The organism is Kribbella sp. NPDC050124 (assembly GCF_044460355.1).
Lineage (GTDB): Bacteria > Actinomycetota > Actinomycetes > Propionibacteriales > Kribbellaceae > Kribbella.
The window spans coordinates 144112-167704 of sequence record NZ_JBITJU010000010.1 but is presented as its reverse complement, the minus strand read 5'-3'; the positions used below and the strand labels follow the sequence as shown (position 1 = coordinate 167704).

At 68.1% G+C, this 23593-nt stretch carries 22 protein-coding genes; 11 read left to right on the top strand and 11 right to left on the bottom strand.

Annotation, left to right across the window (positions count from 1 at the left end):
- Window positions 1-149: 149 nt before the first annotated feature.
- The 6 genes from ACIBL3_RS23775 to ACIBL3_RS23750 form a co-directional block, all read right to left on the bottom strand.
- Window positions 150-1700 carry an ABC transporter substrate-binding protein gene (locus ACIBL3_RS23775; protein WP_396355718.1) on the bottom strand — a complete coding sequence of 517 codons (1551 nt, stop codon included), beginning with the start codon at window positions 1698-1700 and terminating at the stop codon, window positions 150-152.
- Between the two features lie 340 nt (window positions 1701-2040).
- Entirely contained in the window at window positions 2041-3084 is a 1044-nt protein-coding gene (locus ACIBL3_RS23770; RefSeq protein ID WP_396355717.1) for an ABC transporter ATP-binding protein, read from the bottom strand.
- Window positions 3085-3100: 16 nt separating this feature from the next.
- Window positions 3101-4171, bottom strand: a complete 1071-nt coding sequence (locus ACIBL3_RS23765) for an ABC transporter ATP-binding protein (protein WP_396355716.1) — start codon at window positions 4169-4171, stop codon at window positions 3101-3103.
- 19 nt (window positions 4172-4190) lie between these two features.
- Complete coding sequence (locus ACIBL3_RS23760) at window positions 4191-5195, bottom strand: ABC transporter permease (RefSeq protein WP_396355715.1); 1005 nt, start codon at window positions 5193-5195, stop codon at window positions 4191-4193.
- A gap of 3 nt (window positions 5196-5198) precedes the next feature.
- Window positions 5199-6245, bottom strand: coding sequence for an ABC transporter permease (locus tag ACIBL3_RS23755; protein WP_396355714.1), 1047 nt, complete (start codon window positions 6243-6245; stop codon window positions 5199-5201).
- A 179-nt stretch (window positions 6246-6424) separates the two neighbouring features.
- Window positions 6425-6805 carry a (deoxy)nucleoside triphosphate pyrophosphohydrolase gene (locus tag ACIBL3_RS23750; protein ID WP_396355713.1) on the bottom strand — a complete coding sequence of 127 codons (381 nt, stop codon included), beginning with the start codon at window positions 6803-6805 and terminating at the stop codon, window positions 6425-6427.
- Window positions 6806-6857: 52 nt separating this feature from the next.
- Between ACIBL3_RS23750 and ACIBL3_RS23745 the strand changes: the two genes are divergently transcribed.
- The 8 genes from ACIBL3_RS23745 to ACIBL3_RS23710 all read left to right on the top strand — a co-directional run bounded on the left by ACIBL3_RS23745 (window position 6858) and on the right by ACIBL3_RS23710 (window position 15224).
- Entirely contained in the window at window positions 6858-7484 is a 627-nt protein-coding gene (locus ACIBL3_RS23745) for a hypothetical protein (protein WP_396355712.1), read from the top strand.
- Between the two features lie 107 nt (window positions 7485-7591).
- Window positions 7592-7900: a hypothetical protein gene (locus ACIBL3_RS23740; RefSeq protein WP_396355711.1), complete on the top strand. Its 309-nt coding sequence runs from the start codon at window positions 7592-7594 to the stop codon at window positions 7898-7900.
- Complete coding sequence (locus ACIBL3_RS23735; protein WP_396355710.1) at window positions 7900-8700, top strand: hypothetical protein; 801 nt, start codon at window positions 7900-7902, stop codon at window positions 8698-8700. The genes ACIBL3_RS23740 and ACIBL3_RS23735 overlap by 1 nt, the downstream gene beginning before the upstream one ends.
- A gap of 17 nt (window positions 8701-8717) precedes the next feature.
- The gene (locus ACIBL3_RS23730; RefSeq protein WP_396355709.1) at window positions 8718-10610 is read left to right on the top strand and encodes a fumarate reductase/succinate dehydrogenase flavoprotein subunit; all 1893 of its coding nucleotides are present in this window, start codon (window positions 8718-8720) and stop codon (window positions 10608-10610) included.
- Window positions 10607-11359 carry a succinate dehydrogenase/fumarate reductase iron-sulfur subunit gene (locus tag ACIBL3_RS23725; protein ID WP_396355708.1) on the top strand — a complete coding sequence of 251 codons (753 nt, stop codon included), beginning with the start codon at window positions 10607-10609 and terminating at the stop codon, window positions 11357-11359. The genes ACIBL3_RS23730 and ACIBL3_RS23725 overlap by 4 nt, the downstream gene beginning before the upstream one ends.
- A 152-nt stretch (window positions 11360-11511) precedes the next feature.
- Entirely contained in the window at window positions 11512-13488 is a 1977-nt protein-coding gene (locus ACIBL3_RS23720; RefSeq protein WP_396355707.1) for an ABC1 kinase family protein, read from the top strand.
- A gap of 55 nt (window positions 13489-13543) precedes the next feature.
- Window positions 13544-14926: an MFS transporter gene (locus ACIBL3_RS23715; RefSeq protein WP_396355706.1), complete on the top strand. Its 1383-nt coding sequence runs from the start codon at window positions 13544-13546 to the stop codon at window positions 14924-14926.
- Window positions 14927-14936: 10 nt separating this feature from the next.
- Complete coding sequence (locus ACIBL3_RS23710; RefSeq protein WP_396355705.1) at window positions 14937-15224, top strand: 4a-hydroxytetrahydrobiopterin dehydratase; 288 nt, start codon at window positions 14937-14939, stop codon at window positions 15222-15224.
- 2 nt (window positions 15225-15226) lie between these two features.
- On the opposite strand, the gene ACIBL3_RS23705 is transcribed toward ACIBL3_RS23710, so the two are convergent.
- Both ACIBL3_RS23705 and ACIBL3_RS23700 read right to left on the bottom strand, forming a co-directional pair.
- Window positions 15227-15580, bottom strand: coding sequence for a VOC family protein (locus tag ACIBL3_RS23705; protein ID WP_396355704.1), 354 nt, complete (start codon window positions 15578-15580; stop codon window positions 15227-15229).
- A 33-nt stretch (window positions 15581-15613) separates the two neighbouring features.
- Entirely contained in the window at window positions 15614-16456 is an 843-nt protein-coding gene (locus tag ACIBL3_RS23700; RefSeq protein WP_396355703.1) for a helix-turn-helix domain-containing protein, read from the bottom strand.
- Window positions 16457-16467: 11 nt separating this feature from the next.
- Here ACIBL3_RS23700 and ACIBL3_RS23695 point away from each other — a divergent pair, with 11 nt between their 5' ends.
- Window positions 16468-16632, top strand: coding sequence for a hypothetical protein (locus ACIBL3_RS23695; protein ID WP_396355702.1), 165 nt, complete (start codon window positions 16468-16470; stop codon window positions 16630-16632).
- 35 nt (window positions 16633-16667) lie between these two features.
- Entirely contained in the window at window positions 16668-17492 is an 825-nt protein-coding gene (locus ACIBL3_RS23690; protein WP_396355701.1) for an acyltransferase domain-containing protein, read from the top strand.
- Window positions 17493-17609: 117 nt separating this feature from the next.
- Here the strand turns inward: ACIBL3_RS23690 and ACIBL3_RS23685 are convergent, their stop codons facing one another.
- Window positions 17610-18989: a PLP-dependent aminotransferase family protein gene (locus tag ACIBL3_RS23685; RefSeq protein WP_396355700.1), complete on the bottom strand. Its 1380-nt coding sequence runs from the start codon at window positions 18987-18989 to the stop codon at window positions 17610-17612.
- Between ACIBL3_RS23685 and ACIBL3_RS23680 the strand changes: the two genes are divergently transcribed.
- Window positions 18988-20211, top strand: coding sequence for an aminotransferase class V-fold PLP-dependent enzyme (locus ACIBL3_RS23680; RefSeq protein WP_396355699.1), 1224 nt, complete (start codon window positions 18988-18990; stop codon window positions 20209-20211). The two genes, ACIBL3_RS23685 and ACIBL3_RS23680, sit on opposite strands and share 2 nt — an antisense overlap.
- On the opposite strand, the gene ACIBL3_RS23675 is transcribed toward ACIBL3_RS23680, so the two are convergent.
- Window positions 20198-20827: a DedA family protein gene (locus ACIBL3_RS23675; protein ID WP_396355698.1), complete on the bottom strand. Its 630-nt coding sequence runs from the start codon at window positions 20825-20827 to the stop codon at window positions 20198-20200. The genes ACIBL3_RS23680 and ACIBL3_RS23675 overlap by 14 nt on opposite strands.
- A gap of 64 nt (window positions 20828-20891) precedes the next feature.
- The gene (locus ACIBL3_RS23670) at window positions 20892-23582 is read right to left on the bottom strand and encodes a LuxR C-terminal-related transcriptional regulator (protein ID WP_396355697.1); all 2691 of its coding nucleotides are present in this window, start codon (window positions 23580-23582) and stop codon (window positions 20892-20894) included.
- Between the last annotated feature and the right edge of the window lie 11 nt (window positions 23583-23593).

Below are 23593 nucleotides of genomic sequence, written 5' to 3'. Positions count from 1 at the left end.
GTTTCGCCCGGCACGGTCCGTCACCAGGTACAACCCATACAGATGACCCATACAACTGACCCGTGCGGCTGGCCGGGGACAGCAGAAGAGGGCGGCGCCACCAGGCACCGCCCTCTCCGGTTTGCTGTTCAGTTGTGGATCGACTCAGATCAGCCGGCCTGCTTGAGGCCGATCTGGGTCAGGTCCGGCAGACCACCGGTGTTCGGGTCGGCGACTGCGTTGGAGACGTTCGAGCCGACGACGTAGACGTTGAGGTCCTGAACGGTCGGCACCAGCGGCGCCGTCTTCATGATCTCCACGTACAGGTCGGACAGACCGGACTCGATCTTGGTCTTGTCGCTCTCCTTGGCCAGCTCGGCCAGCTTGTCCCAACCGGCGTTGCTACGCGCGTAGTTGTTCTGCGCGGCCTTGTTCGGAGCGGTCGTGTCCGCGCCGAGGACGGACGGAACGATCGTCGTCAGGCTCGCCCAGTCGTAGCACCAGCCCGCGGTGATCAGATCGGTCGCGCCGGAGTCCTGCTGCTGGGTCGAGTAGTAGTTGTCACCCGGGATCTTCCGGATGTCGACGTTGATCCCGACGGCCTTCCAGGACGCCTGCGCGGCCTCGGCAGCCTTGACGGCCAGACCGGAGTCCGCCGTACCCAGAACCAGCTTCTCGCCCTTGTAACCGGACTCGGTCAGCAGCTGCTTGGCCTTCGCCGGGTCACCCTCCGGCGGAGCCTTGAAGTGCTCCTCCGCCTTGTAGCCCTCCATGTCCTGCGGAATGATCGAGTCGACCACCGCGGCGAGCCGCTCGCCACCGCGACCGTCGCGGTAGCTGGTGCGGTCGAGGCCGTAGTACAGCGCCTCGCGCAGCTTCTGGTTCTTCAGCAGCGGCTTCTGCTCGTTGAACGCGATGTAGCGGCGGCAGATGTCGGTGCCCTCGACCACGCGGTCCTTGACGTTCGCCTGGTTCGTCTTGGCGATGTTCTCCGGCTGCACACCGGCGAAGCTCACCGAGCTCTTGTCGGCGGTGCCGTCCGCGATCAGCCGCTGGTCGACGGTCGCCTCGGCGTCACCGAACTTGAAGATGAACTTGTCCGGCAGCGCGTTGCGCAGCGGGTCCGTCTTCTGGTCCCACTGGTCGTTGCGGACCAGCACGAGCTGCTTCTTGCGGGTGTAGGTCTCGATCTTGTACGGACCGGTCGAAACCGGGTGGTTGTCGTACGCGGTCTTGGTGTCCTTGGCCGCCGGGACCGGCGAGAAGACCTTCATGCTCGCGGTACCGTCGAACGACGCGACCGGGCGGTTCAGCTTGAAGATGATGGTCTTGTCGTCCGGCACCTCCATCGCGGTGCAGCCCTTGCCGCCGTTGTTGCCGGCGACGTACGGACCCTTGTAGCCCGGGCAGTCGAGGTACTCGTGCGCGTACGGCGCACCCTCGGCCATGTCGGCCGAGAACGAGCGCTCGGCGTTGTACTTGATGTCGGCCGCCTTGACCGGCGTGCCGTCCTCGTACTTGAGGCCGTCCTTCAGCTTGAAGGTCCAGGTCTTGAAGTCCGGGCTGGACTCGTAGCTCTCGGCGAGATCCTTCTCCAGGATGATCTTCTTCGCCTTCGCGTCGTACCGGTAGTCCGTCAGCGTCCTGGTGATCAGCTTGCCGATCATCTGGGAGTCGGTGACGAAGTTACGCGCGGGGTCGAGGTGTTCCACGTCGTTCACGTGGTAAACGGTGACGGTGCCCCCCTTGGCACCGGCCGTGTCTTGCCCGCTCGGGGTGCTACTGCCCCCTTCGTCCCCGCCGCAGGCTGCTGCCGTCAGGGTCAGGGCGAACCCCGCGGCGATCGCCACCCCGGTTCGCTTGACGTGCTCCATGGCCAGTGTTCCTTCCTGTAAATGACAATCGACGCCGGGTCACGGCGGCTTGAAGAAAGTTCTCTTCCTCAATGTCGCGGTGATCAACTCACGTATTCACAAGTGGCGCAATCGAGTTCAGCCGGTTTGACCGGATCGTGACCCATTCAGTGCCGTGCCTCAATCTCACGAATGCTGTCCGTAATGCTCAGATCACATCGCGTTCCTCCGGGAAATGACAGGCCGCTTTGTGACCGGGGGCGCCGATCTGGACGAGCGGCGGTTCCTGCTCGGCGCAGATCTCCTGGGCCTTCCAGCACCGGGTCCGGAACCGGCAACCCGACGGCGGATTGAGAGGGCTCGGCACGTCCCCGGTGAGCCGGATGCGCTCGCGGTCGAGCGCTGCGTCCGGGTCGGCTTCGGGGACCGCCGACAACAGGGCGTGCGTGTACGGGTGCCGGGCATGGTTGTAGAGCTCGTCGCGCTCGGCGGTCTCCACCACCTTGCCCAGGTACATCACCGCAACCCGGTCCGAGATGTGCCGGATCACCGACAGGTCGTGGGCGATGAACAGGTAGGCCAGCCCGAACTCGTCCTGCAGGTCCTCCAGCAGGTTGACGATCTGGGCCTGGATCGACACGTCCAGCGCCGAGACGGGCTCGTCGCAGACGATCAGCCGGGGCCGCAGGGCCAGGGCCCGGGCGACGCCGATGCGCTGCCGCTGGCCGCCCGAGAACTCGTGCGGGTAGCGGTTGTAGTGCTCCGGGTTCAGCCCGACCCGTTCCATCAGGCCCTGGACGGCCTTCTTCGTCCCGCCCTCGCTCTTCACCTTCTGGATGTCGAACGGCGCCGAGATGATGGCGCCGACCGTCTGCCGCGGGTTCAGCGAGGAGAACGGGTCCTGGAAGATCATCTGGATCTCGCGGCGGTGCGGCCGCATCTTGGCCCGGTTCAGGTGGGTGATGTCCTCGCCGAGGAACTTGATCGTCCCGCCGGTGGGCTCGTCCAGCCTGGTCACCAGCCGCCCGGTAGTGGTCTTCCCACATCCGGACTCACCGACCACGCCCACCGTCTCGCCGGCGTGGATGGCCAGATCGACCCCGTCGACCGCCTTCACCGCACCGGTCTGCTTCTGGAAGACGATGCCCCGGGTGACCGGGAAGTACCGCTGCAGACCGGTGGTCTCGAGCAGCAGCTCGCCCGGCTTGGACTCCGCGACCGACGCCTCGTCCGCCGATGTCGTCGTACTCACGATCGCTCCTCGCGCTTCACAGGTTCGGCTTGATCTGCTCGGCGAACAACTGCTTCCGCTTCTCGCCGTCGATGTGGCAGCGGACCCGGTGCCCGTTGGTGTCCACCTGCAGCAGCTCCGGCAGCTCGTTGGCACACGAGTGCCCCACGACGTGCTGCTGGTAGTCGCAGCGCGGCTGGAACGGGCAGCCCTTGGGCAGGTTGATCAGCGACGGCGGAGTACCGCGAATCGACTTGAGCCTCGCGTCGCCGCTGCGGTTCACCTTCGGGATCGAGCCGAGCAGACCCCAGGTGTAGGGCATCTCCGGCCGGTAGAAGATGTCCCGGACGTTGCCGGCCTCGACGACGCGGCCGCCGTACATCACCACCACGTCCTGGGTCATCTGCGCGACCACGCCGAGGTCGTGGGTGATCATGATGATCGCGGAGTTGAACTCCTTCTGCAGATCCAGCATCAGGTCCAGGATCTGCGCCTGCACGGTGACGTCCAGCGCGGTGGTCGGCTCGTCGGCGATCAGCAGCGACGGGTCGCACATCAGCGCCATCGCGATCATCGCGCGCTGCCGCATACCGCCGGAGAACTGGTGCGGGTAGTCGTCGTACCGCTTCTGCGGGGACGGGATGCCGACCCGGTCGAGCAGCTCGATGGCCCGCTTCTTGGCCGCCGCCTTCGGGGCGTCGTTGTGCACCAGGTAGGCCTCGCTGAGCTGGTCGCCGACCTTGTAGAACGGGTGCATCGCCGACAGCGGGTCCTGGAAGATCATCGACATCTGACGGCCCCGCAGCCGGCGGATCTCCTCCACCGACATCGATACCAGCTCGGCGCCGTCCAGCCAGATCTCACCGCTCACCTTGGCCCGGCTGCCCTTGTGCAGGCCCATGATGGCCAGGCTGGACACACTCTTGCCGGAGCCGGACTCGCCGACGATTCCCAGCGTCTTGCCGCGTTCCAGGGTGAAGCTCAGGCCGTTAACCGCCTTCACCAGACCGTCGTCGGTCGGGAAGTGCACCTGCAGGTTCTTGAGCTCCAGGAACGGCTTGCCGGCGGCGGGCTCGCGCGGCTCGGCCTTGATCACGGACTCGGTCACTACTTCTCCTCCGGCCTGCTCAGGAAAGCCGCACGCGCGGGTCGATGATGGCGTACAGGATGTCGACGACCACGTTCGCGAGTACGACGAAGATCGCCGCGAACAGCACGACGCCCATGATCGCGGGCAGGTCGTTGCCGAGCACCGAGTCGATCGCGAACTTGCCCAGCCCGGTGATGCTGAAGATCTGCTCGGTGATCACGGCGCCGCCGAGCAGACCGCCGAGGTCGAGGCCGAAGATGGTCACGATCGGCGTCAGCGCGGCGCGCAGCCCGTGCTTGAAGACCACGCTCCGCTCACCGAGGCCCTTGGCCCGGGCGGTCCGGATGTAGTCCTCGTTCATGGTGTCGATCATGTTGGCGCGGGTGAGCCGGGTGTAGAGCGCCGCGTACACCAGCGCCAGCGTCATCCACGGCAGGATGTAGAACTGCGCCCAGTTCACCGGGCCGACCGTGAACAACTCCGCGTTCGCCGTGTCCGGGAACGGCAGCCACTGCAGCTTGACGATGAAGACGTACAGCAGCAGGTACCCGAACACCAGGGTCGGGAAGGACACGCCGAACAGGGCTATTCCGACGCTCAGCTTGTCGATGAACTTGCCCTTGCGCAGGGCCGCGACAAGTCCCAGCATCACGCCCGCCACGAGCCAGAGGACGGCGGCTCCCACGGCCAGCCAGAGGGTCGCCGGGAACGAGTCGGAGATCGAGTCCCAGACCGGGATGCCGTTCTGGTACGACTCGCCGAAGCACGGCCACGGGCACGCCCGCTCGCTGCCCTCGGAACCGATGGTGCGACCGCCCGGGCTGACCAGCCCCTGCATGTAGGTGCCGTACTGCACGATCAGCGGGTCGTCGAACCCGTACGTCGCGTTGACCTGGGCGACCGTCTCGGTGTTGCAGTTCTTCCCGCAGATGAGCAGCGCCGGGTTGGCCGGGGTCGCCCAGAACAGGAAGAACGTGATCGCGCTGATCACGAACAGGATCAGCACCGTCTGCAGCAGACGGCGGATCAGATAGCGGCCCATCGGTCAGCCCCTTCCGGCACGCGGGTCGAGAGCGTCGCGGACCGAGTCGCCGAGCAGGTTGAACGCCAGCACGGTGATGAACAGCGCCATCCCCGGGAAGAACAGGTAGAGCGGGTTGCTCTCGATCCAGTCCGAGGCGTCGGAGATCATCCGGCCCCACGACGAGGTGGGCTCCTTGATCCCGACACCCAGGAACGACAGCGCCGCCTCGGCGGTGATGTAGCTCGGGATCAGCAGGGTCGTGTAGACGAGCAGCGTCGGGAGCAGGTTCGGCAGCACCTGCTTGAAGATCACGTACATCGGGCCGGCACCGAGCGACCTGGCCGCCTCGACGAACTCCCGTTCTCGCAGCGACAGCGTCTGCCCTCGAACTATTCGGGCCAGATAGGCCCAGCCGAAGAACCCGAGGACGAACATCAGCACGCCCATTCGGAGCTTGTTGTCGTCCGGTATGCCGAACATCGCCTGCCCGCGGTCCGCGATCACCGGCGTCAGCGCCATGATGAACAGCAGCGTCGGGAAGCTCAGCATGATGTCCATCAGCCGGCTGAGCAGCGTGTCGACCCAGCCGTGGAAGTACCCGGACACCATGCCGATGACGGTGCCGAGGATGACCGCGATGATGGTGCCGCCGAGCGCGACCAGCAGCGACACGCGGGTGCCGTACACCAGCCGGGAGAACACGTCCCGGCCGTTCTGCGGTTCGACCCCGAGCCAGTGCTCGCTGCTGGTGCCACTGCCCCAGAGCCCACCGATCGGGATACCCCCGTCCCGGGTGTTCAGCAGCGGATCACCGGCTGCGTTGGTCTTGTTGAACTGATCGGGTGGGAACCCGTTCAGCTTCACGATGAACGGTGCGAACACCGCCACCGCGATGATCAGCAGGATCACGATCGCGCTGGCAACCGCGACCTTGTCCCGCTTGAGCCGTGCCCACGCGATCTGACCGAGCGACCGTCCTTCGATCGCCTTCGCCTCGGTGGTCTCGACCAGATGATCTGCCGGCAGTCCCTCATCCGGGCTCTGCGCCTCCGACACCCCCAGCGTCATTGAACGTCACCTCGCCCCTTCAACTGTGAGTGCACCCCCAGCCGCCCCCGGACCTCCCGGGGGTTCCCGGGAACCCTACGTATCTCGCAGTGTGGACGCCAACCAGCGGGAGCGCTAGTCACCGAATCGTGACTGTTCAGGTAGGACAACTGAGCAGTTCAGGCGGAGAACCTGAGCAATCAGGTGAGCAATCTGCGAACCGCCGGCAGGAACGGCCGGTCGGCCGGCAGCCAGTCGAGCCCGTCGAGCTCGCCGGCGCCGACCCAGCGGAGCTCGCCGTGCTCGTGCGGAACCGGCATTCCGGCCACGAGTTCGGCCGCGTAGACCCGCAGCACATACGTTTCGTTGATCGGTACGGCGACGCCGAGCGACTCCCCCACTTCGATCCGTACGCCGAGTTCCTCGGCCAGCTCCCGGACCCCCGCGGCAGGCTCGGTCTCGCCTGGCTCGACCTTGCCGCCGGGGAACTCCCAGCCGCCGTCCGGCCCGGACCGCAACGCGGCCAGCACCTGACCGTGCCGTATCACCGCGACCCCGATCACCACCTGCAGTTCAGTCACGGACACGCACTGTGCCAGACGAACTGTCGGTGGCCCGCGAGAGGATCTGATCGTGCCGCTGCAGAACAGGGTCCTGCCGACCCAGGAGATCGTCGCCGACCCGGGCCGCGGCCTGCTGATGGGCAACCGCGGCACCTTGCACGGCCCGGACCGCCGACTCGGTACCACCCGCTGGCGGTCGAAGGCGTGGATCTGCTGCGTGCTCGATTGGAAGGGCGTCCAGCGCGATCCGATGCCGCCGGGCCGGTGGACCGCCCTGTTCTTCTTCGACGAGGCCGTCGCCCTCGCGGCCGGCCATCGCCCGTGCCATTACTGCCGCCGCAGGGACTTCCTTCGGTACGCCGGCGCCTGGGCCGTCGGCCGGGGTCTCGACGAGCGGCCCCGCGCCCCCGTCATGGACGCACAGCTCCACCTCGAGCGCGTCGACCCGCGCACCCGGCAGCAGCGCACCACCGTCCAGGAGCTCGACGAACTGCCGGACGGCGCGATGATCCGGTTCGACGGCCGGCCCGCGCTGGTGCTCGACCAGCACGTGCGACCCTGGTCCTGGGAGGGGTACGGCGAGCCGGTCCGGCCACGTGGCCTGCACGAGGTCGCCGTACTCACGCCACCGGCGAATCTTGTTGTCCTGAAGGCCGGATTCACCCCATTACTGCACTCGACGGCGCTCCGCAACTGAGGTAAGCCTTACAAGAAACACGCCGTGCCGAGGGGTCTTCCCCCGCGCGCCCGGCGGAGGCAAAGTGTGCGCATACTGACAGCCACAAAACCATCACTGGAGTCGGCATGAGTCCTGAGTTGAACAGTGAGGGCAACAGCGGCGTTGCCGCAGTCGTCCGCGCGCTCGAGACGCTGCATGCGGCCGTCGGGAAACTGAGCCAGGAGTACGGTGACACCCTCGGCATTCGCCGGTTGGTGTCGGACGTGGCCAGGCTGAACGACGACCTGGCCGAGCTCGGCCCTCCCGACCCCCGTCACAGACCCGGACCCGTTCCGGAGGAACTCGAGGAGATTCCCGACGTGGAGTATGACGCGTCCATGTGGACCGACGCGGAACACGAAGGCTTCGGCGCGCCGGATCGGCACGCCCCCTGATGGCCACTGGGGTAAGCGCACCCGGTCGCGCGCAGATCGGGCAGAAAACTCTCAGAACCGATCGCTGGTGGCTGGCGCCGCTGCGGATCGGGGTGATCCTGGGCTTCTTCATCGTCTACGCGACGGTGCGGATCTTCATGAACCAGTGGTACTGGGTCGACGCCTACCACTACCTCACCCCGCTGTACTCCCCGTGCATCAGCGACTCCTGCGTCGAGGGCTCCAGCCACCTGGGCACCTGGTTCCCCAAGTTCCCGGTGTTCCTGCCGCTCAGCATCATCACGTTCGCGGTGCTGGCCGGCTTCCGCGGCACCTGCTACTACTACCGCAAGGCCGGCTACCGGTCGCTGTTCTTCGCGCCGGCCGCCTGCGCGGTCCCGGAGCCGCACAAGAAGTACACCGGTGAGCGCAAGTTCCCGCTGGTCGCCCTGAACCTGCACCGCTACTTCTTCTACGGCGCGGTGGTCTTCGGCCTGCTCAACGTGTACGACGGCATCCTCGCCTTCCACGGCAAGGACGGCGGCTTCGGCATCGGCCTGGGCACGGTCATCATCTGGGTGAACCTGGTGATGCTCTGGCTGTACACGCTGTCCTGCCACGCCTGCCGGCACATCGTCGGCGGCCGGCTGAAGAACTTCTCCAAGCACCCGTTGCGCTACCGGTACTGGACCTTCGTGTCCAAGCTGAACCCCAAGCACGGCACCTTCGCGATGACGTCGCTGTTCACCGTGATCCTGACCGACGCCTACATCATGGCGTTGTCGGCCGGCTGGTTCTCCGACCTGCGCTTCTTCAACTGATACGGACTTTCTCTGTCATGACTGAGCTCGAACGACACTCCTACGACGTCGTCGTGATCGGGGCCGGCGGCGCCGGCCTGCGGGCGGCGATCGAGGCCCGCGAACAGGGCAAGCGCACCGCGATCGTGTGCAAGTCGCTGTTCGGCAAGGCGCACACCGTGATGGCCGAGGGCGGCTGCGCGGCCGCCATGGGCAACGCGAACTCCAACGACAACTGGCAGGTGCACTACCGCGACACGATGCGCGGCGGCAAGTTCCTGAACAACTGGCGGATGGCCGAGCTGCACGCGCAGGAGGCCCCGGACCGGGTCTGGGAGCTGGAGACTTACGGCGCCCTGTTCGACCGGACCCCGGACGGCCGGATCAGCCAGCGCAACTTCGGCGGGCACACCTACCCGCGGCTGGCGCACGTCGGCGACCGCACCGGCCTGGAGCTGATCCGCACCCTGCAGCAGAAGATCGTCTCGCTGCAGCAGGAGGACTTCCAGGAGACCGGCGACTACGAGGCCAACCTCAAGGTCTACGCCGAGTGCACGGTCACCGAGCTGCTCCTCGACAACACAGACGGCGACACCGAACGCATTTCCGGCGCGTTCGGGTACTGGCGCGAGTCCGGCCGGTTCATCCTGTTCGACGCCCCGGCCGTGGTGCTGGCCACCGGCGGCGTCGGCAAGTCCTTCAAGGTGACGTCGAACTCGTGGGAGTACACCGGTGACGGTCACGCGCTGGCGATGCGGGCCGGCGCGACGCTGATCAACATGGAGTTCATCCAGTTCCACCCGACCGGCATGGTCTGGCCGCCGTCGGTGAAGGGCATCCTGGTCACCGAGTCGGTCCGCGGTGACGGCGGCGTGCTGAAGAACTCCGAGGGCAAGCGGTTCATGTTCGAGTACGTGCCGGACGTGTTCCGGGCGCAGTACGCCGAGACCGAGGACGAGGCGGACCGCTGGTACAAGGACCCGGACAACAACCGGCGCCCACCGGAGCTGCTGCCGCGGGACGAGGTCGCCCGGGCGATCAACTCCGAGGTGAAGGCCGGCCGCGGCACGCCGCACGGCGGGGTGTTCCTGGACGTGTCGTCGCGGCTACCGGCCGAGGAGATCACCCGCCGGCTGCCGTCGATGCACCACCAGTTCAAGGAGCTCGCGGACGTCGACATCACCGCGGAGCCGATGGAGGTGGGCCCGACCTGTCACTACGTGATGGGTGGCGTCGAGGTCGACCCGGACACCGCGCAGTCCGTCGTACCCGGCCTGTTCGCGGCCGGTGAGGTGGCGGGCGGGATGCACGGCTCGAACCGGCTGGGTGGCAACTCGCTGTCCGACCTGCTGGTGTTCGGCCGCCGGGCCGGCATGGGCGCGGCGATGTACGTCGACTCCCTGCAGGAGCGGCCGAAGATCGCCGAGGACGACATCGACGCGGCCGCCGCCGAGGCGCTGGCGCCGTTCGAGCTCGAGGGCGGCGAGAACCCGTACTCGATCCACCAGGAACTGCAGCAGTCGATGAACGACCTGGTCGGCATCATCCGCAAGGAAGAGGAGATGGAGCAGGCGCTCGGCCGGCTGGCCGAGTTCCGCGGCCGGATCGCGAAGATGACGGTGGAGGGTCACCGGCAGTTCAATCCCGGCTGGCACCTGGCCCTCGACCTGCGCAACATGCTGACCGTCTCGGAGTGCGTGGCGAAGGCGGCGCTGCAGCGGCAGGAGTCGCGCGGCGGCCACACCCGCGACGACTACCCGGGCATGTCGGCGGAGTGGCGCAAGAAGCTGCTGGTCTGCGGGCTCGACGCCGACGGCGGCGTGAACGTGACCGAGAAGGAGCAGATCCCGATGCGGGACGACCTGCTCGAACTGTTCGAGCTCGACGAACTGAAGAAGTACCTGACGGATGAGGAGCTGCCCGCCACATGAGTTACCAGGGGAAATTCCGCGTCTGGCGAGGGGACTCCGAGGGCGGTGAGCTCAAGGACTACGAGGTCGAGGTGAACGAGGGCGAGGTCGTCCTCGACGTGATCCACCGGCTGCAGGCGACGCAGGCGCCGGACTTGGCGGTCCGCTGGAACTGCAAGGCCGGCAAGTGCGGCTCCTGCAGCGCCGAGATCAACGGCATGCCGAAGCTGATGTGCATGTGCCGGATGAACACGTTCGAAGAGGACGAGGTCGTCACGGTCACGCCGATGCGCACGTTCCCGGTGATGCGGGACCTGGTCACCGACGTCTCGTACAACTACACCAAGGCCCGGGAGGTCCCGGCGTTCAGCCCGCCGGCGGACCTGAAGCCCGGCGAGTACCGGATGAAGCAGGTCGACGTCGAGCGCTCGCAGGAGTTCCGCAAGTGCATCGAGTGCTTCCTGTGTCAGGACACCTGTCACGTGATCCGGGACCACGAGGAGAACAAGGAGAGCTTCTCCGGTCCGCGGTTCCTGATGCGGATCGCCGAGCTGGACATGCACCCGCTCGACGCCGCCGACCGCCAGCACGCGGCGCAGGAGCAACACGGACTGGGCTTCTGCAACATCACCAAGTGCTGCACCGAGGTGTGCCCCGAGCACATCAAGATCACCGACAACGCGCTGATCCCGATGAAGGAACGCGTCGCCGACCGCAAGTACGACCCGCTGGTCTGGCTCGGCAACAAGATCCGCCGCCGCCCAGCCTGAGCCGCGCGCACCTTTGGTGGGTTGACCCACCAGTTGCGGGGTTTGCCACCCGGATTCCGGGTGGCAAACGCCCTTTTTGGGTGGCCTGCCAGGCATCTGCTCCCTCGCGTGGGTGATCCGGCCGAACCCTCGCAGCGCCTAGGGTTCCGGCCATGGACGTGGTGGTTTTCGGGCTCGTCAACATCGTCATCTTCATGGTGATCTTCGTGCCGGTGGCGCAGCGGTTGCTGGGCGTGCGCTTCGGGCTGGTGCGGCTGGCGGTGGGTGCCGGGCTGACGCTGGCGTTGTTCAACCCGATCGCACAGGGGCTGGTCGGGCCGCCGCCGTTCGAGGGGCCGGGTGCCGCCGCGTTCGCGTTGTTCGCCCTGACCACGCTGTGCTCGGTGCTGTCCGGGCTGATCTTCCTGGTCCTCGCCGAGGCCATCGTCCCGACCGGGTCGTTGCCCCGGGCCCGCGATCTGCGCCGTGACCTGACCGGCCGGATCGCCCGGACCAAGCGCTACCTGCAAATCCTCCGGATCGCGATCCGGCACGGCCTCGGGCCGTACATCCGCGGCCGTCGCCGCCCCGGCCGGGAGAACGCCGCCAACCAGGCCGAGCTCGCCAGGTCGCTCCGGCTGGCGCTCGACGAGGCCGGTGTCACGTTCGTCAAGCTCGGTCAGGTGCTGTCCACCCGCAGCGACATCATCCCCGCCTCGGTCGCCGACGAGCTGAGCCGCCTGCAGGACCAGGTGTCCCCGGCGCCGTGGCCGGACATCGAGTCCGTCCTCACCGACGAGCTCGGCGCACCACCGCTCCAGTTGTACGCCGACTTCGACACCGAGCCGCTCGCGGCCGCGAGTGTCGCCCAGGTGCACAAGGCCCGCCTGCCCGAGGGACACGATGTCGTGGTCAAGGTCCAGCGTCCCGGCATCGGCGCGGTCGTCGAGCGGGACCTCGACATCGTCCGGCGACTGGCCCGGCTGCTGGAGCGGAACACCGACTGGGGCCGCGCGATGGGCGTCCGCGCGCTGGCCGACGGGTTCGCCGACGCGATGCGCGAGGAGCTCGACTTCACCGTCGAGGCCGGCAACATGACCACGGTCGCGGCCGGGCGATCGGTTGCCTCGAACAACGACCTGGTCGTTCCCGAGCTGTACCCGCGGGCCTGCACCCGTCGCGTGCTGACGATGCAGCGACTGGACGGCATCGGCCTCGGCAACGCCGCCGCAGCGATCGCCGACCGTGGCCTGAACCCGGCCAGGCTCGGCCGCACGCTGTTCGACTGCCTGCTCGGCCAGGTCGCGATCGACGGCGTCTTCCACGCCGACCCGCATCCCGGCAACTTCCTGCTGCTGACGGACGGCCGGATCGGCATGCTCGACCTGGGCTCGGTCGGTCGACTCGACCCGGCCACTCGCGAGGCGCTGCAGCGGTTCCTGCTCGCAGTCGACCACGGTGACCCGGTCGCCGCGACGGACGCCCTGCTGGAGATCGTCTATCGCCCGGACGTCATCGACGAGCGCAGTCTCGAACGCGCCGTCGGCCAGTTCATGACCCGGCACCTCGCCGCCGGTGTGGCGCTGGGTCCGGCGATGTTCAACGACCTGTTCAAGATCATCACGTCGCACGATCTCGGCGTACCTCCGGAGGTGGCCGCGGTGTTCCGCGCGCTGGCCACCATCGAGGGCACGATCTCGCGGATCTCCCCCGGCTTCGACCTCGTTGCCGCATCCCGACAGTTCGCCGCGGCGCATGTGACGGACCGCCTGGCGCCGGACGCGTTACGCCGTACGGCGACCGAGGAACTCGCCACGTTGTTGCCCACGTTGCGGCGACTCCCCCGCCGTATCGACCGGATCGCCGCCGCGGCCGAGAGCGGACGCCTCGGCCTGAACGTCCGGTTGTTCGCCGACGACCGCGACCGCCGGCACATCACCACCCTGCTCCACCAGGCGTTGCTCGCCGTCCTCGGCGCCACCGCCGGGCTGATGGCGGTGCTGCTGCTCGGGACGCCCGGTGGCCCGAAGATCACGGCGACGATGACGCTCTACCAACTGTTCGCCTACAACCTCCTGGTGATCTGCGTGGTCCTGGTCCTCCGCGTCCTGGTCCTGGTTTTCCGTCTGCCAGACAGCAGCCGCCCTTGACTTCAAGCGGGCTTGAGCTTCGAGGATGTCCGGCATGTCCTCTACCATCGCACCCGTGACGCCCCCGCCCCGGCTGTTCAGCGGGCGCCACCTACCGCTCGTGCTCGGTGTGATCGGCCTGGTCACTCTGAGCGCGCTGGAGAACCGTGCGGTCGGTACGGCGTTGCCGACGATGGTCCGCGAGTTCGACGCGCTCGGCAGCTTCGGGCTGGCGAACGCGGCGCCCAACGCCAGCTTCCTGATCTCGCTTGCGATCGCCGGCCTGTGGTCCGACCGGCGCGGCCCGATCCCGACCCTGCGCACCGGCGCGATCGCCTTCACCTTGGCGCAGTTGCTGGTCGGTACGGCGACGGCGATGCCAATGGTGGTCGCGGGCCGATTGCTCAGTGGGCTGGCCGAGGGACTGCTCGACGTCTCCCTGATGGTGCTGGTCGCTCGCGCGCTGCCCGCCGTACTGCGGCCGAAGATGTTCTCGCTGTTCGCCGCGATGTGGATCCTGCCGTCGCTGTTCGGCCCGGTGCTGACCGGTGTGGTGACCGAGCAGTTCGGCTGGCGGTGGGTGTTTCTCGGGGCGGTGCTGCTGATCGTGCCGAGTTGGATGTTGCTCGGCCCGGCGATGCGGCAAGCTGCTCATGCGCCGGCGCCGGAGCGCAGTGCGGAGGATGCGGCCGAGCTGGAGGCCAGGCGGGCTGCTCTGCCGTGGGCCTTGGCGGGGTCGGTGGCCTTGTTCTCGATGACGCTGGCGGGTGATCACCTCGGGGCGCATCCGATGCTCGGTGGGATCGCGATCCCGGCGGCGCTGGTGGTGCTCGGGCTGACCGCCGTACGCGTGATGCCGAAGGGGACGTTCGTTGCGCAGCGCGGATTCCCGGCCGTGGTCGCGGTGCGCGGGCTTGGCAGTGCGGCGTTCGCGGGTGTGGGTGCGTATCTGCCGCTCCTGCTCACGTTGCAGCACCACTTCAGTCCGTCGCGGGCGGGCGTGACGCTCTCGATCACCGGCACGAGCTGGGCGTTCGGGTCCTGGTTGCAAGGTCGGGACCACGGCATCCAGCGAGTGAACGTACTTCGGACGGGCCTTGCCTTCATGACCGTGGGCCTGGTGATCACCTCACTGCTGGCGTGGACGGATGCGAGCAGCTGGTTCGGCTTGATCGGCTGGGGATTCGCGGGCATCGGCATGGGTCTCAGCTCGTCGAGCCTGTCGGTGCTCACGCTCGACCTGTCCGACGCCGGCAACTCCGGCCGCAACAGCAGCTCGGCCCAGATGGCGGCAACGATGAGTATCGCCACCGCGCTCGCGGTCAGCGGTACCTTGCTCGCCCTGAACGCCGAAGACCCCCAGCCATGGGTGTTCGGCGCCATCATCACCACCGACGCCGGGCTCGCCCTCGCCGCCCTGCTGACCGCGGGTCGAGTACGGCGGGCCGATTCGGTCTAGAGTGTGGCGCATGGCTGAACTGCTGACCGATGACCAGATCGACGCTGCGATCCGCGACCACCTGCCGCTGTGGAAGTTCGCGGACAACGCGCTGGTCCGCAGCATCAAGCGGGAGACGTTCCTGGACGGCATCCGCCTGGTCGCGACGGTCGCCCAGCTGGCCGAGTCGATGAACCACCACCCGGACATCGACATCCGCTGGACCACCATCACCTTCAAGGTCAGCAGCCACGACGCCGGCGGCATCACGGACAACGACCTCGTCCTCGCCCGCCACATCGACACCGCCGCCGGCTGACCTCAGCCGGCCGGCTGGCGCACCCCCAGCAGGTTGCCGTCGGGGTCCCGGACGTACGCGAGCCGCCCGACCCCGGGAAGCTCCTGCGGGTCGCTCGCTACCGCCCCACCGCCGTCGGCCACCGCATTCAGCGCAGCGTCGAGGTCCTCGACAGCGATCCACGGAATCGCGGGCTGCTGCTGGTAGTCCCGCGTCATGATCGCGCCGTCGATCCCGTCGCCCGGCCCGGTCGACGCGACCAGGTAGCCGCCAACGAACGGCGACGCCTCCGTCGTCCAGCCGAACGCCGTTGCGTAGAAGGCCGCCGCCCGATCCAGGTCGGTAGCGGTCAGCTCGACATGGATGATCCGTCCCACCGTGCACTCCTTCGATGTCCGAGGTCTGTGCACTCAGCCTGTCTCGGTCGGCCCGCCGGTGTCTTGGACAGATCTCTCATGCATCAGCGCGGCGATCCCGTTCGCCACCTCCCGGAACGACGACGCGCTCACCCCCGTGTACCGCTTGAAATCCCGCGCCGCGTGCGCCTGGTCGTAGTACCCGTGCAGCGCCGCCAACGTCGCAGCTGCCCCGGACGGCCCGTCGAGCAGCCCACCGACGAAGTGGAAGAACCGCACGATCTCACTGAACTTCTTCGGCCCCACACCGGTCATCGCACTGAACACACGATGCAAGGTCGAGTACGACGTACCGAGCTCGGCAGCCAACGTCGCCACCGGCAGTCCACCACGACTCTCGTCGACCAACCCGACGGCGCGATTCACCAGGTCCGTCCGCAGCGCACGGACCTGCGGCTGCAGGAAGGCCGCCAGCTCGACCGCGCGTGCCTCACCGAACTCCTGCCGCCGAAGCGCCCGCACCAACCTGTCCGTCGTACCTTGGCCAAGCCAATCGTCCAGCGACAGCACGCCGTCGACCAGCCCGCCGGAGATGCCGAGTGCCGCGACTCCCCAAGGCTTCAGCTCCACCCCGGCGTAGCTCGACGGGCCGGACTGCGTGAGGACGTGCGGCCTGGTCATGATCCCGAACAGGGAGGCGTCGTTGACCCACTGGGCACCGCTCACCGGGTCGTGCCGCCGGCCCGGTTCTGCCAGCGCGACCGCGAGGGCCGGTCGGCCGTTCGGGATCAGGATCTGGCGTTGCACCTCGCTGGAGCCCGCGGACTCCACCATCCAGTAGTGCTCGACGACGTCTCGCTGCTCGTCGGGTGGAGGAACGCGGAGGTAGGCGACCACGGGCTCACGATATGACCGCTTCACGTCATGTCGTGGGTCCGCCACCGGCAGTGCTGGCCTCGGATGTCAGTGCCCGCTCATACAGCCTGGGCCGGGCGCCACGGCGTATCCCGTCGCTGGCGTTCAGCCCGGCGGATCCGAAAATCCTCTACCTCGGTCTGGCCGAGGAGCGGTAAGTCTCTGACTCGTAGGTATCGGATACCGTTGGCGAGTGACAACTGCCGAGGAGTACCGCCTGCTGGGGTTCAGCGACGAGGACCGCGCGGCCGCCGAGGCCTTCGAGGCGGACCCCGCCGTCGTGAAGGACCTGGCCGACCAACTGCGGGCGGAGCTCGGCAAGCTCGGCGCCGAGCCGCAACTGCGGATGCCCGAGGACCCGCGCAACTCGGTCCAGGCCTTCCTCGACACGTTGCCGGACATCCGGCGCTTCCACGCCGAGCGCGGGATCCCGGACGACATCAGCTGGGCCTCGCTGGCCGACCTCGGGCAGCAGCTCAAGGTGCATCGCCGTACCTTCGGCGAGTACGGCCTGGAAACGCACTGGTGGATGACGATCCACTGGACCGGCCAGCTCTACGCACTCGGACGGCTGCAGTACCTGCTGCACCAGGTCCCGGCCGACAAGCCGGTGCCCGGGACCGAGCCGGGTGAGTGGATCATCGGCGTCCACATCCCGGAGACCGGTCCGCTGACGCCCGAGCTCGTCGACGACAGCCTCGCGCAGGCCCGGGAGTTCTTCCCGCGCTACTTCCCGGAGTACCCGGTGAAGACGGCCAACCTGTGGTCCTGGCTGATCGACCCGTACCTGCTCGACAACCTGCCGCCGGACTCGAACATGGTCCGTTTCGGCCGCCGCTTCACGCCGTACGGGGAAGCGAACGACAGCCAGGACAGCGCGATCTTCTTCACCTTCCGTACGCACGGTCTCGACAAGCTGGACGAGCTGCCGCAGGACACCACGTTGCAGCGGCTGGTGGTCGGGCGGATCAAGTCCGGCGGCACCTGGCAGAGCGCGTACGGCTACCTGCGCCTCTAGGTGGACCGCGGCACGCCGTACTTGGTGAGCCACGCAGTCAGCTCGATGTTACTGACACAGCGGACGTCGGGCTGTTGGTCAGTGACACGCGGTTGCGGCGAAGTCGGGACAGACGCGTCATGCAGCCAGGCGCTGCACACTCTCCACCAGTTCGACCTCGCTGGCAGCGGCTGCGAAGTTCAACCGCAGGTATGCGCCTGGCGGCTCAGCAGCGAAATGCCGAGCACCAGCACCGACAACCACTCGCCGAGCCGACGCCTCCGCCTGCAGCCGCAGCTCATCGTCGGCCGAGGGCAACCGCACCCACAGATGCAGCCCACCCGTCGGCAGCCTGTCGACGGTCCACTCGGGCAGCAGCTCACCGAGCGCAGTGGCCAGGACCCGGCAGCGACGCCGTAGCTCGGGCGCCAAAGCGCGAAGGTGCCGATCCCAGCCGGACGACCCGAGTAGCTCCACCGCTGCCTCCTGCAGCGGCCGCGCGACGAAGAAGTCATCGACGTGCCGACTCGCCCGCAGCCGCTCCGCTACCGGCCCACGCGCAATCAGCGCACCGATCCGGAAGCTGGGCGCAGTTAGCTTGGTCAACGACGTCAGGTAAACCACTGTGCCCTGCGCATCGTCGGTCAGCAGCGGTCGCGGCGTACTGGTCCCGTGACTGAGCAGTCGGGAGGCATCGTCCTCGATCACGAAGGCGTTCGCCGCCCGGGCAATGTCCAGGACCTGCACTCGCCGCTCAGCGGTGAGCTCCGCACCGGTGGGATTGTGGTGCGCCGGCTGACAGTAGAAGACCCGTGAACCGGTCTGCTCGAACGCCTCGGCGAGCAGATCGGGCCGGACGCCGTCCGCGTCGACAGGCACCGGAACCGGCCGCAGTCCGGCGCTCCGAGCCGCCGCGAGCGCCCCGTGGTACGTCGGCGACTCGACCAACACCGGGCTGCCCGGGGCGGCCAGAGCCCTGAAGGCGATCGACAACGCGTTCTGCCCACCCGCAGTGATCAGGACGTCCTCCGGCGTCGCGTCCACCGAGGCTGCGAACAGCGACCGCAACGGCGCGAGACCGCTGATCGGCGCCCGGTCCCACGCATCGGGCCGCCGAGCCGCCCGCACCAGCGCCGCAGTCATCGCCTTACCGGGCTGCAGCGACCGATGCAGGTACCCGCCGTCCAGCATCACCGCCCCCTCCACCGGTACGCCGAGATCGTCGGCAACCGATCTGGTGTCGATGGTGCGATCGGCCAGCGCGAGCGACTGCCACCCCAGATCGGCCGGTCTCGCGGCCTGGCGGCGAGGGGCGACGTACGTGCCACTGCCTGGACGCGCCACGACCAGACCCTCGGCGACCAGCCGCGCGATCGCCCGGGACACAGTCCCCGGCCCGACCTCGTGCTCGGCCATCAGCTCCCGACTGGCCGGCATTCGATCGCCCGGGCGCAGGCCGGCGACCGTGCGGCGCAGCTCACCGACCAACGCGCTGACCGAAGTGGTACTGTCATTCATGAGAGCCAACAATAGCGCTACTGCAACTGCTGAGGAATTGCTACTGGACTCGCTGCGGGCCGACACCCCCGGCGTCGAGCACGTCGTGCACTTCAACAACGCCGGTTGCGGGCTGCTCCCCCGACCGGTTCTCGCCGCAATCCAGGAGCATCTGGAACTCGAGGCGACGATCGGCGGCTACGAGGCCGCGGCGCAGCGCGAGGCCGCAGTCCGCGGCTTCTACTCCGAGGTCGCGGCACTGCTCAACGCCGAGCCGGGCAACATCGCCTTCGCCAGTAGTGCAACGCACGCCTACTCGACCGCCCTGTCCGCCATCGACTTCGCGCCGGGCGACGTCATCCTGACCACCCGGAACGACTTCGTCTCGAACCAGATCGCCTTCCTGTCCCTCGGACGCCGGCGTGGCGTCGAAGTAATGCATGCCCCGGACCTGCCGGAGGGTGGCGTCGACGTGGCCGCGATGGCCGAGCTGATGCGCAAGCACCGGCCACGGCTGGTCGCCGCCACCCACGTGCCGACGAACTCCGGGCTGATCCAGCCGGTGGCCGAGATCGGCCGCCACTGCCGCGAGCTCGACCTGCTGTACCTGGTCGACGCGTGCCAGTCGGTCGGTCAGCTGCCCATCGACGTACAGGAGATCGGTTGCGACTTCCTGACCGCGACACCGCGCAAGTTCCTGCGGGGACCGCGGGGCACGGGCTTCCTCTATGTGTCCGACCGCGTCCTGCGTGCGGGCCACGAGCCGCAGTACATCGACATGTACGGCGCGCAGTGGGACGGTCCCGACAGCTATCAGCCGGTGGGGACGGCGGCACGGTTCGAGGACTGGGAGTTCCCGTACGCCGCTCTGCTCGGGTGCGCGGAGGCGGTCCGGTACGCACGTGCGGTCGGGATCGAGGCAGGTGGCAGCCGGTCACGACGGCTGGCGGGCGTGCTGCGGGACCGGCTCAGGCCGCTGCCAGGCGTGACTGTGCTCGACCAGGCACCGGACCCGGCGGCGTTGGTGACGTTCAGCATCGACGGCTGGGAGAGCGCGCCGTTCAAGGCGGAGCTGGACCGGCAGCGGATCAACTCGGCGCTGAGCTTCCGCGAGTTCGCGCAGTACGACTTCGGCGACAAGGGCGTGCAGTGGTGCCTGCGGCTGTCGCCGCACTACTACAACACCAAGGAGGAGGTGGAGCTGGTCGCCGCCGCGGTCGGGGAGCTGGCTACTCGGCGATGACCTTGGCGGCGCGGCGCCGTACGGCGATCCGGCGGGAGGTCTCGATCACCAGGCCGATCAGGAACGCCAGGCTGAGGCTGAAGCCGAGCGCCTTCAGCGAGTCGTGCGCGAACGCGTCACCTCCCAGGTAGCCGAGCAGAGCGACGTACGTGTAGGCGATGGAGACGCCGGCGAAGGTGAAGACGAAGAACTTCTTGAACGAGTAACGGGTCGCGCCGGCGGCCAGGGTGGCGACCATGCGCGCGCCGGGGACGTAGCGGACCGTCATGAGGATCAGTCCGCCGCGGGAGTGCAACGCGGCGGACACCTTCTCGTACGCCGCCTGTCTGCGTTCCTGGCGCTTCATCCAGCGGTGCAGAGCCGGGCCGGACCCGCGACCCATGAAGTAGCAGACGGACTCGCCGATCACCGAACCGAGCATCGCCAGCACGATCACCAGCAGCAGGTTCTGGTGTCCCGCGGCGGCGGCCATGCCGGCCGTGACCACCAGACCCTCGCTCGGGATCACCGGGAACACCGCGTCGATCGCGGCCGCCAGGAACAGCACGAGCAGCAGCCAATGCGAGGCCATCGCGATACTGAGCAGCTCTCGCGCCGCCTCCATCAACTCCGTCACCCGGCCAAGGATGCCATCCATTGCCAAACCCGCCACAATCCCATCGATGTGATTCAGCGGGGGTTCACCCGTTGTTCAGCACGTCCACGAGCTCGGTGCGGGAGTGGATGCCGAGCTTCGCGTAGACCTTGCGCAGGTGGTACTCGACGGTCTTCGGGCTGAGGAACAACCGGGCCGCGACCTCGCGGATACTCTGCCCGTCCGCGAGCAGCAGCGCGATCTGACGCTCCTGAGGCGTCAGCTCGTCCGCCGTACTCGGCACACGGCGTCGCGCGGTCTCCCCGGTCGCCTTCAGCTCCGTGGCCGCCTGGTCGGCCCAGCCGGCGGCTCCGAGTTGATCAAACGCTTCAACAGCGGCCCGCAACTGCGCCCGTGCGTCCACTCGCCTGCGTGCGCGCCGGAGCCAGGCGCCGTACGCGAGCTGCGTCCTCGCCCGCTCGAACACGTCCAGCGTCTCCGTATGCCACCGCAGCGCCCGTTCGAACGCCTCCTCGCTCTCCTCCACCACGCCAAGCACCCGAGCCGCGCGCGCCAACGACCACGGCTGCCCCTTGGCCTCCGCCTGTACGACGTACTCCCCCGCCGCCGCTGCTGCCTCACCGGACCGCCCCAGCCGCAGGTACACCTCCACCAACTCCGGCGCCGGCGACAGATCCGGGTCCTTGAGCCCGTTGGACGTCAGTACGTCGACCAGCCGTTCGTACTGCGGTAGCGCCGCAGCCGGATCGCCACGACCCAGCTCGTAGTCGCCCAGCGCGAACAGCGACCACACCGTGCCCAGATGGATCTCCCGCTCAGTACAAATACGCAGCGCCTCCGCCGCAAGCTGCTGGCACTTTGCCCGGCCCTGGTGCGCCGCCAGCCAGGCAAGACCGGCCAGGTTCATCGCCAGCTCGGTCGTCTGACCGGTCTCCCGCGCCAGCCGGACTCCTTCGTCGTACGACGTGACAGCGTCGGCCCAGCGGTCGGTGGTGGCGTCGTCGCGGGCCAGCACGAACAGCAAACCCGGCAGCGCACCCAGAGCAACCTGGTCCCGTCGCTCCAGCATCGCCTGCTGCAGCAAAGCCCTGCCAGTTCCACTCTCCCGCAGGAACAGCGCCGCGATCGACATCCACACCTGCCGCCGCCGGTCGCGGTCGAGCTCGACCGATGGAGCCAGGTCGACCGCCTGACGGATCTGATCGATCCCGCCCTGCCCGGCAAGGATCTTGGCGACGCCGCTGGCCAGCATGCCGATGATCCGCGGCCCTTGGCGCTCGACAGCAGGCAGCAGGCGGTCGATCTGTTCCGCAGCGGTCAACGCCGTCGCCGTGTCACAGCTCCGGAAGCACGCGCTGACCGCATCGGCCAGTAGCACGGTGGCCGTGGCCTCGTCCTGACTTTCGGCGGCGGCTGCGAGCAGGATGTCGCGTGCTCGAGCAGGTGAACCGCACTTGACCTCGATGTCGCCGCGGACCTCCTGCGCGCGAAGCTTGATCGTCGGCGGTAGCTGCAGCGCCAGTACTTCGTCCAGCAGAGCGTCGGCCCAGTCGGGGAGGCCCGCGGACCAAGCGGACTCACCTGCAGCGACCAGTCTGGCCGCACGGTCCGCCAGTACGTCGCTCAGCCGAGCCGAGCGCTCGTAGGCAGTGGCCGCGACCGAGTGCGCACCACGCCCTGCCGCATGCTCCGCCGCGACGTAGAGCCTGAACGCCACCTGGTCGTCAAAGCCAAGCACGGTCTCGGACAGATGCCACGCCCGCTTGTCCTCGTCCTGCGTAGCTGCAGCCACCGCCCGATGCACAGTACGGCGCTCCGCCGCGTCAGCACTCGTGTAGATCGCCGACCGGACCAGCGGATGGCGGAACTCGACACGACCATCGCGAATGGCCACCAGCGCAGCGCTTTCCGCTTCGGCGAGCGCTCCGACGTCGACTCCCAACTCCTTGCAAGTCCTTGCCACCACCCCTAGCTCACCGTCGTCGACAGCTGCCGCGAGTAGTGCAGTGCGTGCAGCAGGGCTGAGCCGGTTTGCCCTTGTAGTGAAGGCCTCCGCGAGCAAGGCCGGGACAGGCACGGGCACACCAGGAGGCAGTCGGCGCATTTCGTCAGGTTCACCGGCAAGCTCCAACAGCGCTAGCGGGTTGCCGGCGACGGTCCGATGCAGCTGGGCCACCAGATCGACCGGCAGGCCGTGCACGAGTTGCTGCGCGGCTGCCAACGGCACGCCATCGAGGAGGAGCGCAGGCAGGTCGGCCTCTGCGAGTGGGTGCGACTCGTGCTGCCGGGCGGCGATCAGCAACATGATCGGGTCGGCGAGCAGGCGCCGTGCCGCGAACAGCAGGGCTTCGGCCGACGGACGGTCGAGCAGGTGCGCGTCGTCGACGATCACGGCGACCGGTGTCTGCTCGGCGTACCGGCAGATCAGGCTGAGGGTCGCGGCACCGACCGCGAACCGGTCAGGCGTGCTGTCGCCGGGACTGAGGGCCAGCGCAGCAGCGAGCGCCGCCCGCTGTGGACGCGGGATGCGGTCGAGGTCTGTCAGGGCGGGACGGAGGAGCTGGTGGAGGGCTCCGAAGGGCACGTCCTGCTCGGCTTCGGTGCCACGTGCCCGGAGCAGGCGGAGACCCTCGGTGAGGCCGGCGGCCTCGTCCAGGAGGGCGGTCTTCCCGATGCCCGGCTCGCCGGTGACCAGCAGCACGCCGGCCACCCCCACCCGGGCCCCCGCGACCAGCTGCTCGATCGCCCGGCGTTCGGCCTCCCGCCCGATCAGCATGTCTCGCAGTG

Excerpts from the sequence above, each read along its gene's own strand:
- ACIBL3_RS23710 (WP_396355705.1), top strand. The coding sequence starts at position 14,937 with ATGGCTGAACTGCTGACCGATGACCAGATCGACGCTGCGATCCGCGAC.
- ACIBL3_RS23740 (WP_396355711.1), top strand. The coding sequence starts at position 7,592 with ATGAGTCCTGAGTTGAACAGTGAGGGCAACAGCGGCGTTGCCGCAGTC.
- ACIBL3_RS23760 (WP_396355715.1), bottom strand. The coding sequence starts at position 5,195 with ATGGGCCGCTATCTGATCCGCCGTCTGCTGCAGACGGTGCTGATCCTG.
- ACIBL3_RS23730 (WP_396355709.1), top strand. The coding sequence starts at position 8,718 with ATGACTGAGCTCGAACGACACTCCTACGACGTCGTCGTGATCGGGGCC.
- ACIBL3_RS23725 (WP_396355708.1), top strand. The coding sequence starts at position 10,607 with ATGAGTTACCAGGGGAAATTCCGCGTCTGGCGAGGGGACTCCGAGGGC.
- ACIBL3_RS23685 (WP_396355700.1), bottom strand. The coding sequence starts at position 18,989 with ATGAATGACAGTACCACTTCGGTCAGCGCGTTGGTCGGTGAGCTGCGC.
- ACIBL3_RS23720 (WP_396355707.1), top strand. The coding sequence starts at position 11,512 with ATGGACGTGGTGGTTTTCGGGCTCGTCAACATCGTCATCTTCATGGTG.
- ACIBL3_RS23755 (WP_396355714.1), bottom strand. The coding sequence starts at position 6,245 with ATGACGCTGGGGGTGTCGGAGGCGCAGAGCCCGGATGAGGGACTGCCG.
- ACIBL3_RS23670 (WP_396355697.1), bottom strand. The coding sequence starts at position 23,582 with ATGCTGATCGGGCGGGAGGCCGAACGCCGGGCGATCGAGCAGCTGGTC.
- ACIBL3_RS23735 (WP_396355710.1), top strand. The coding sequence starts at position 7,900 with ATGGCCACTGGGGTAAGCGCACCCGGTCGCGCGCAGATCGGGCAGAAA.
- ACIBL3_RS23695 (WP_396355702.1), top strand. The coding sequence starts at position 16,468 with ATGACCGCTTCACGTCATGTCGTGGGTCCGCCACCGGCAGTGCTGGCC.
- ACIBL3_RS23680 (WP_396355699.1), top strand. The coding sequence starts at position 18,988 with ATGAGAGCCAACAATAGCGCTACTGCAACTGCTGAGGAATTGCTACTG.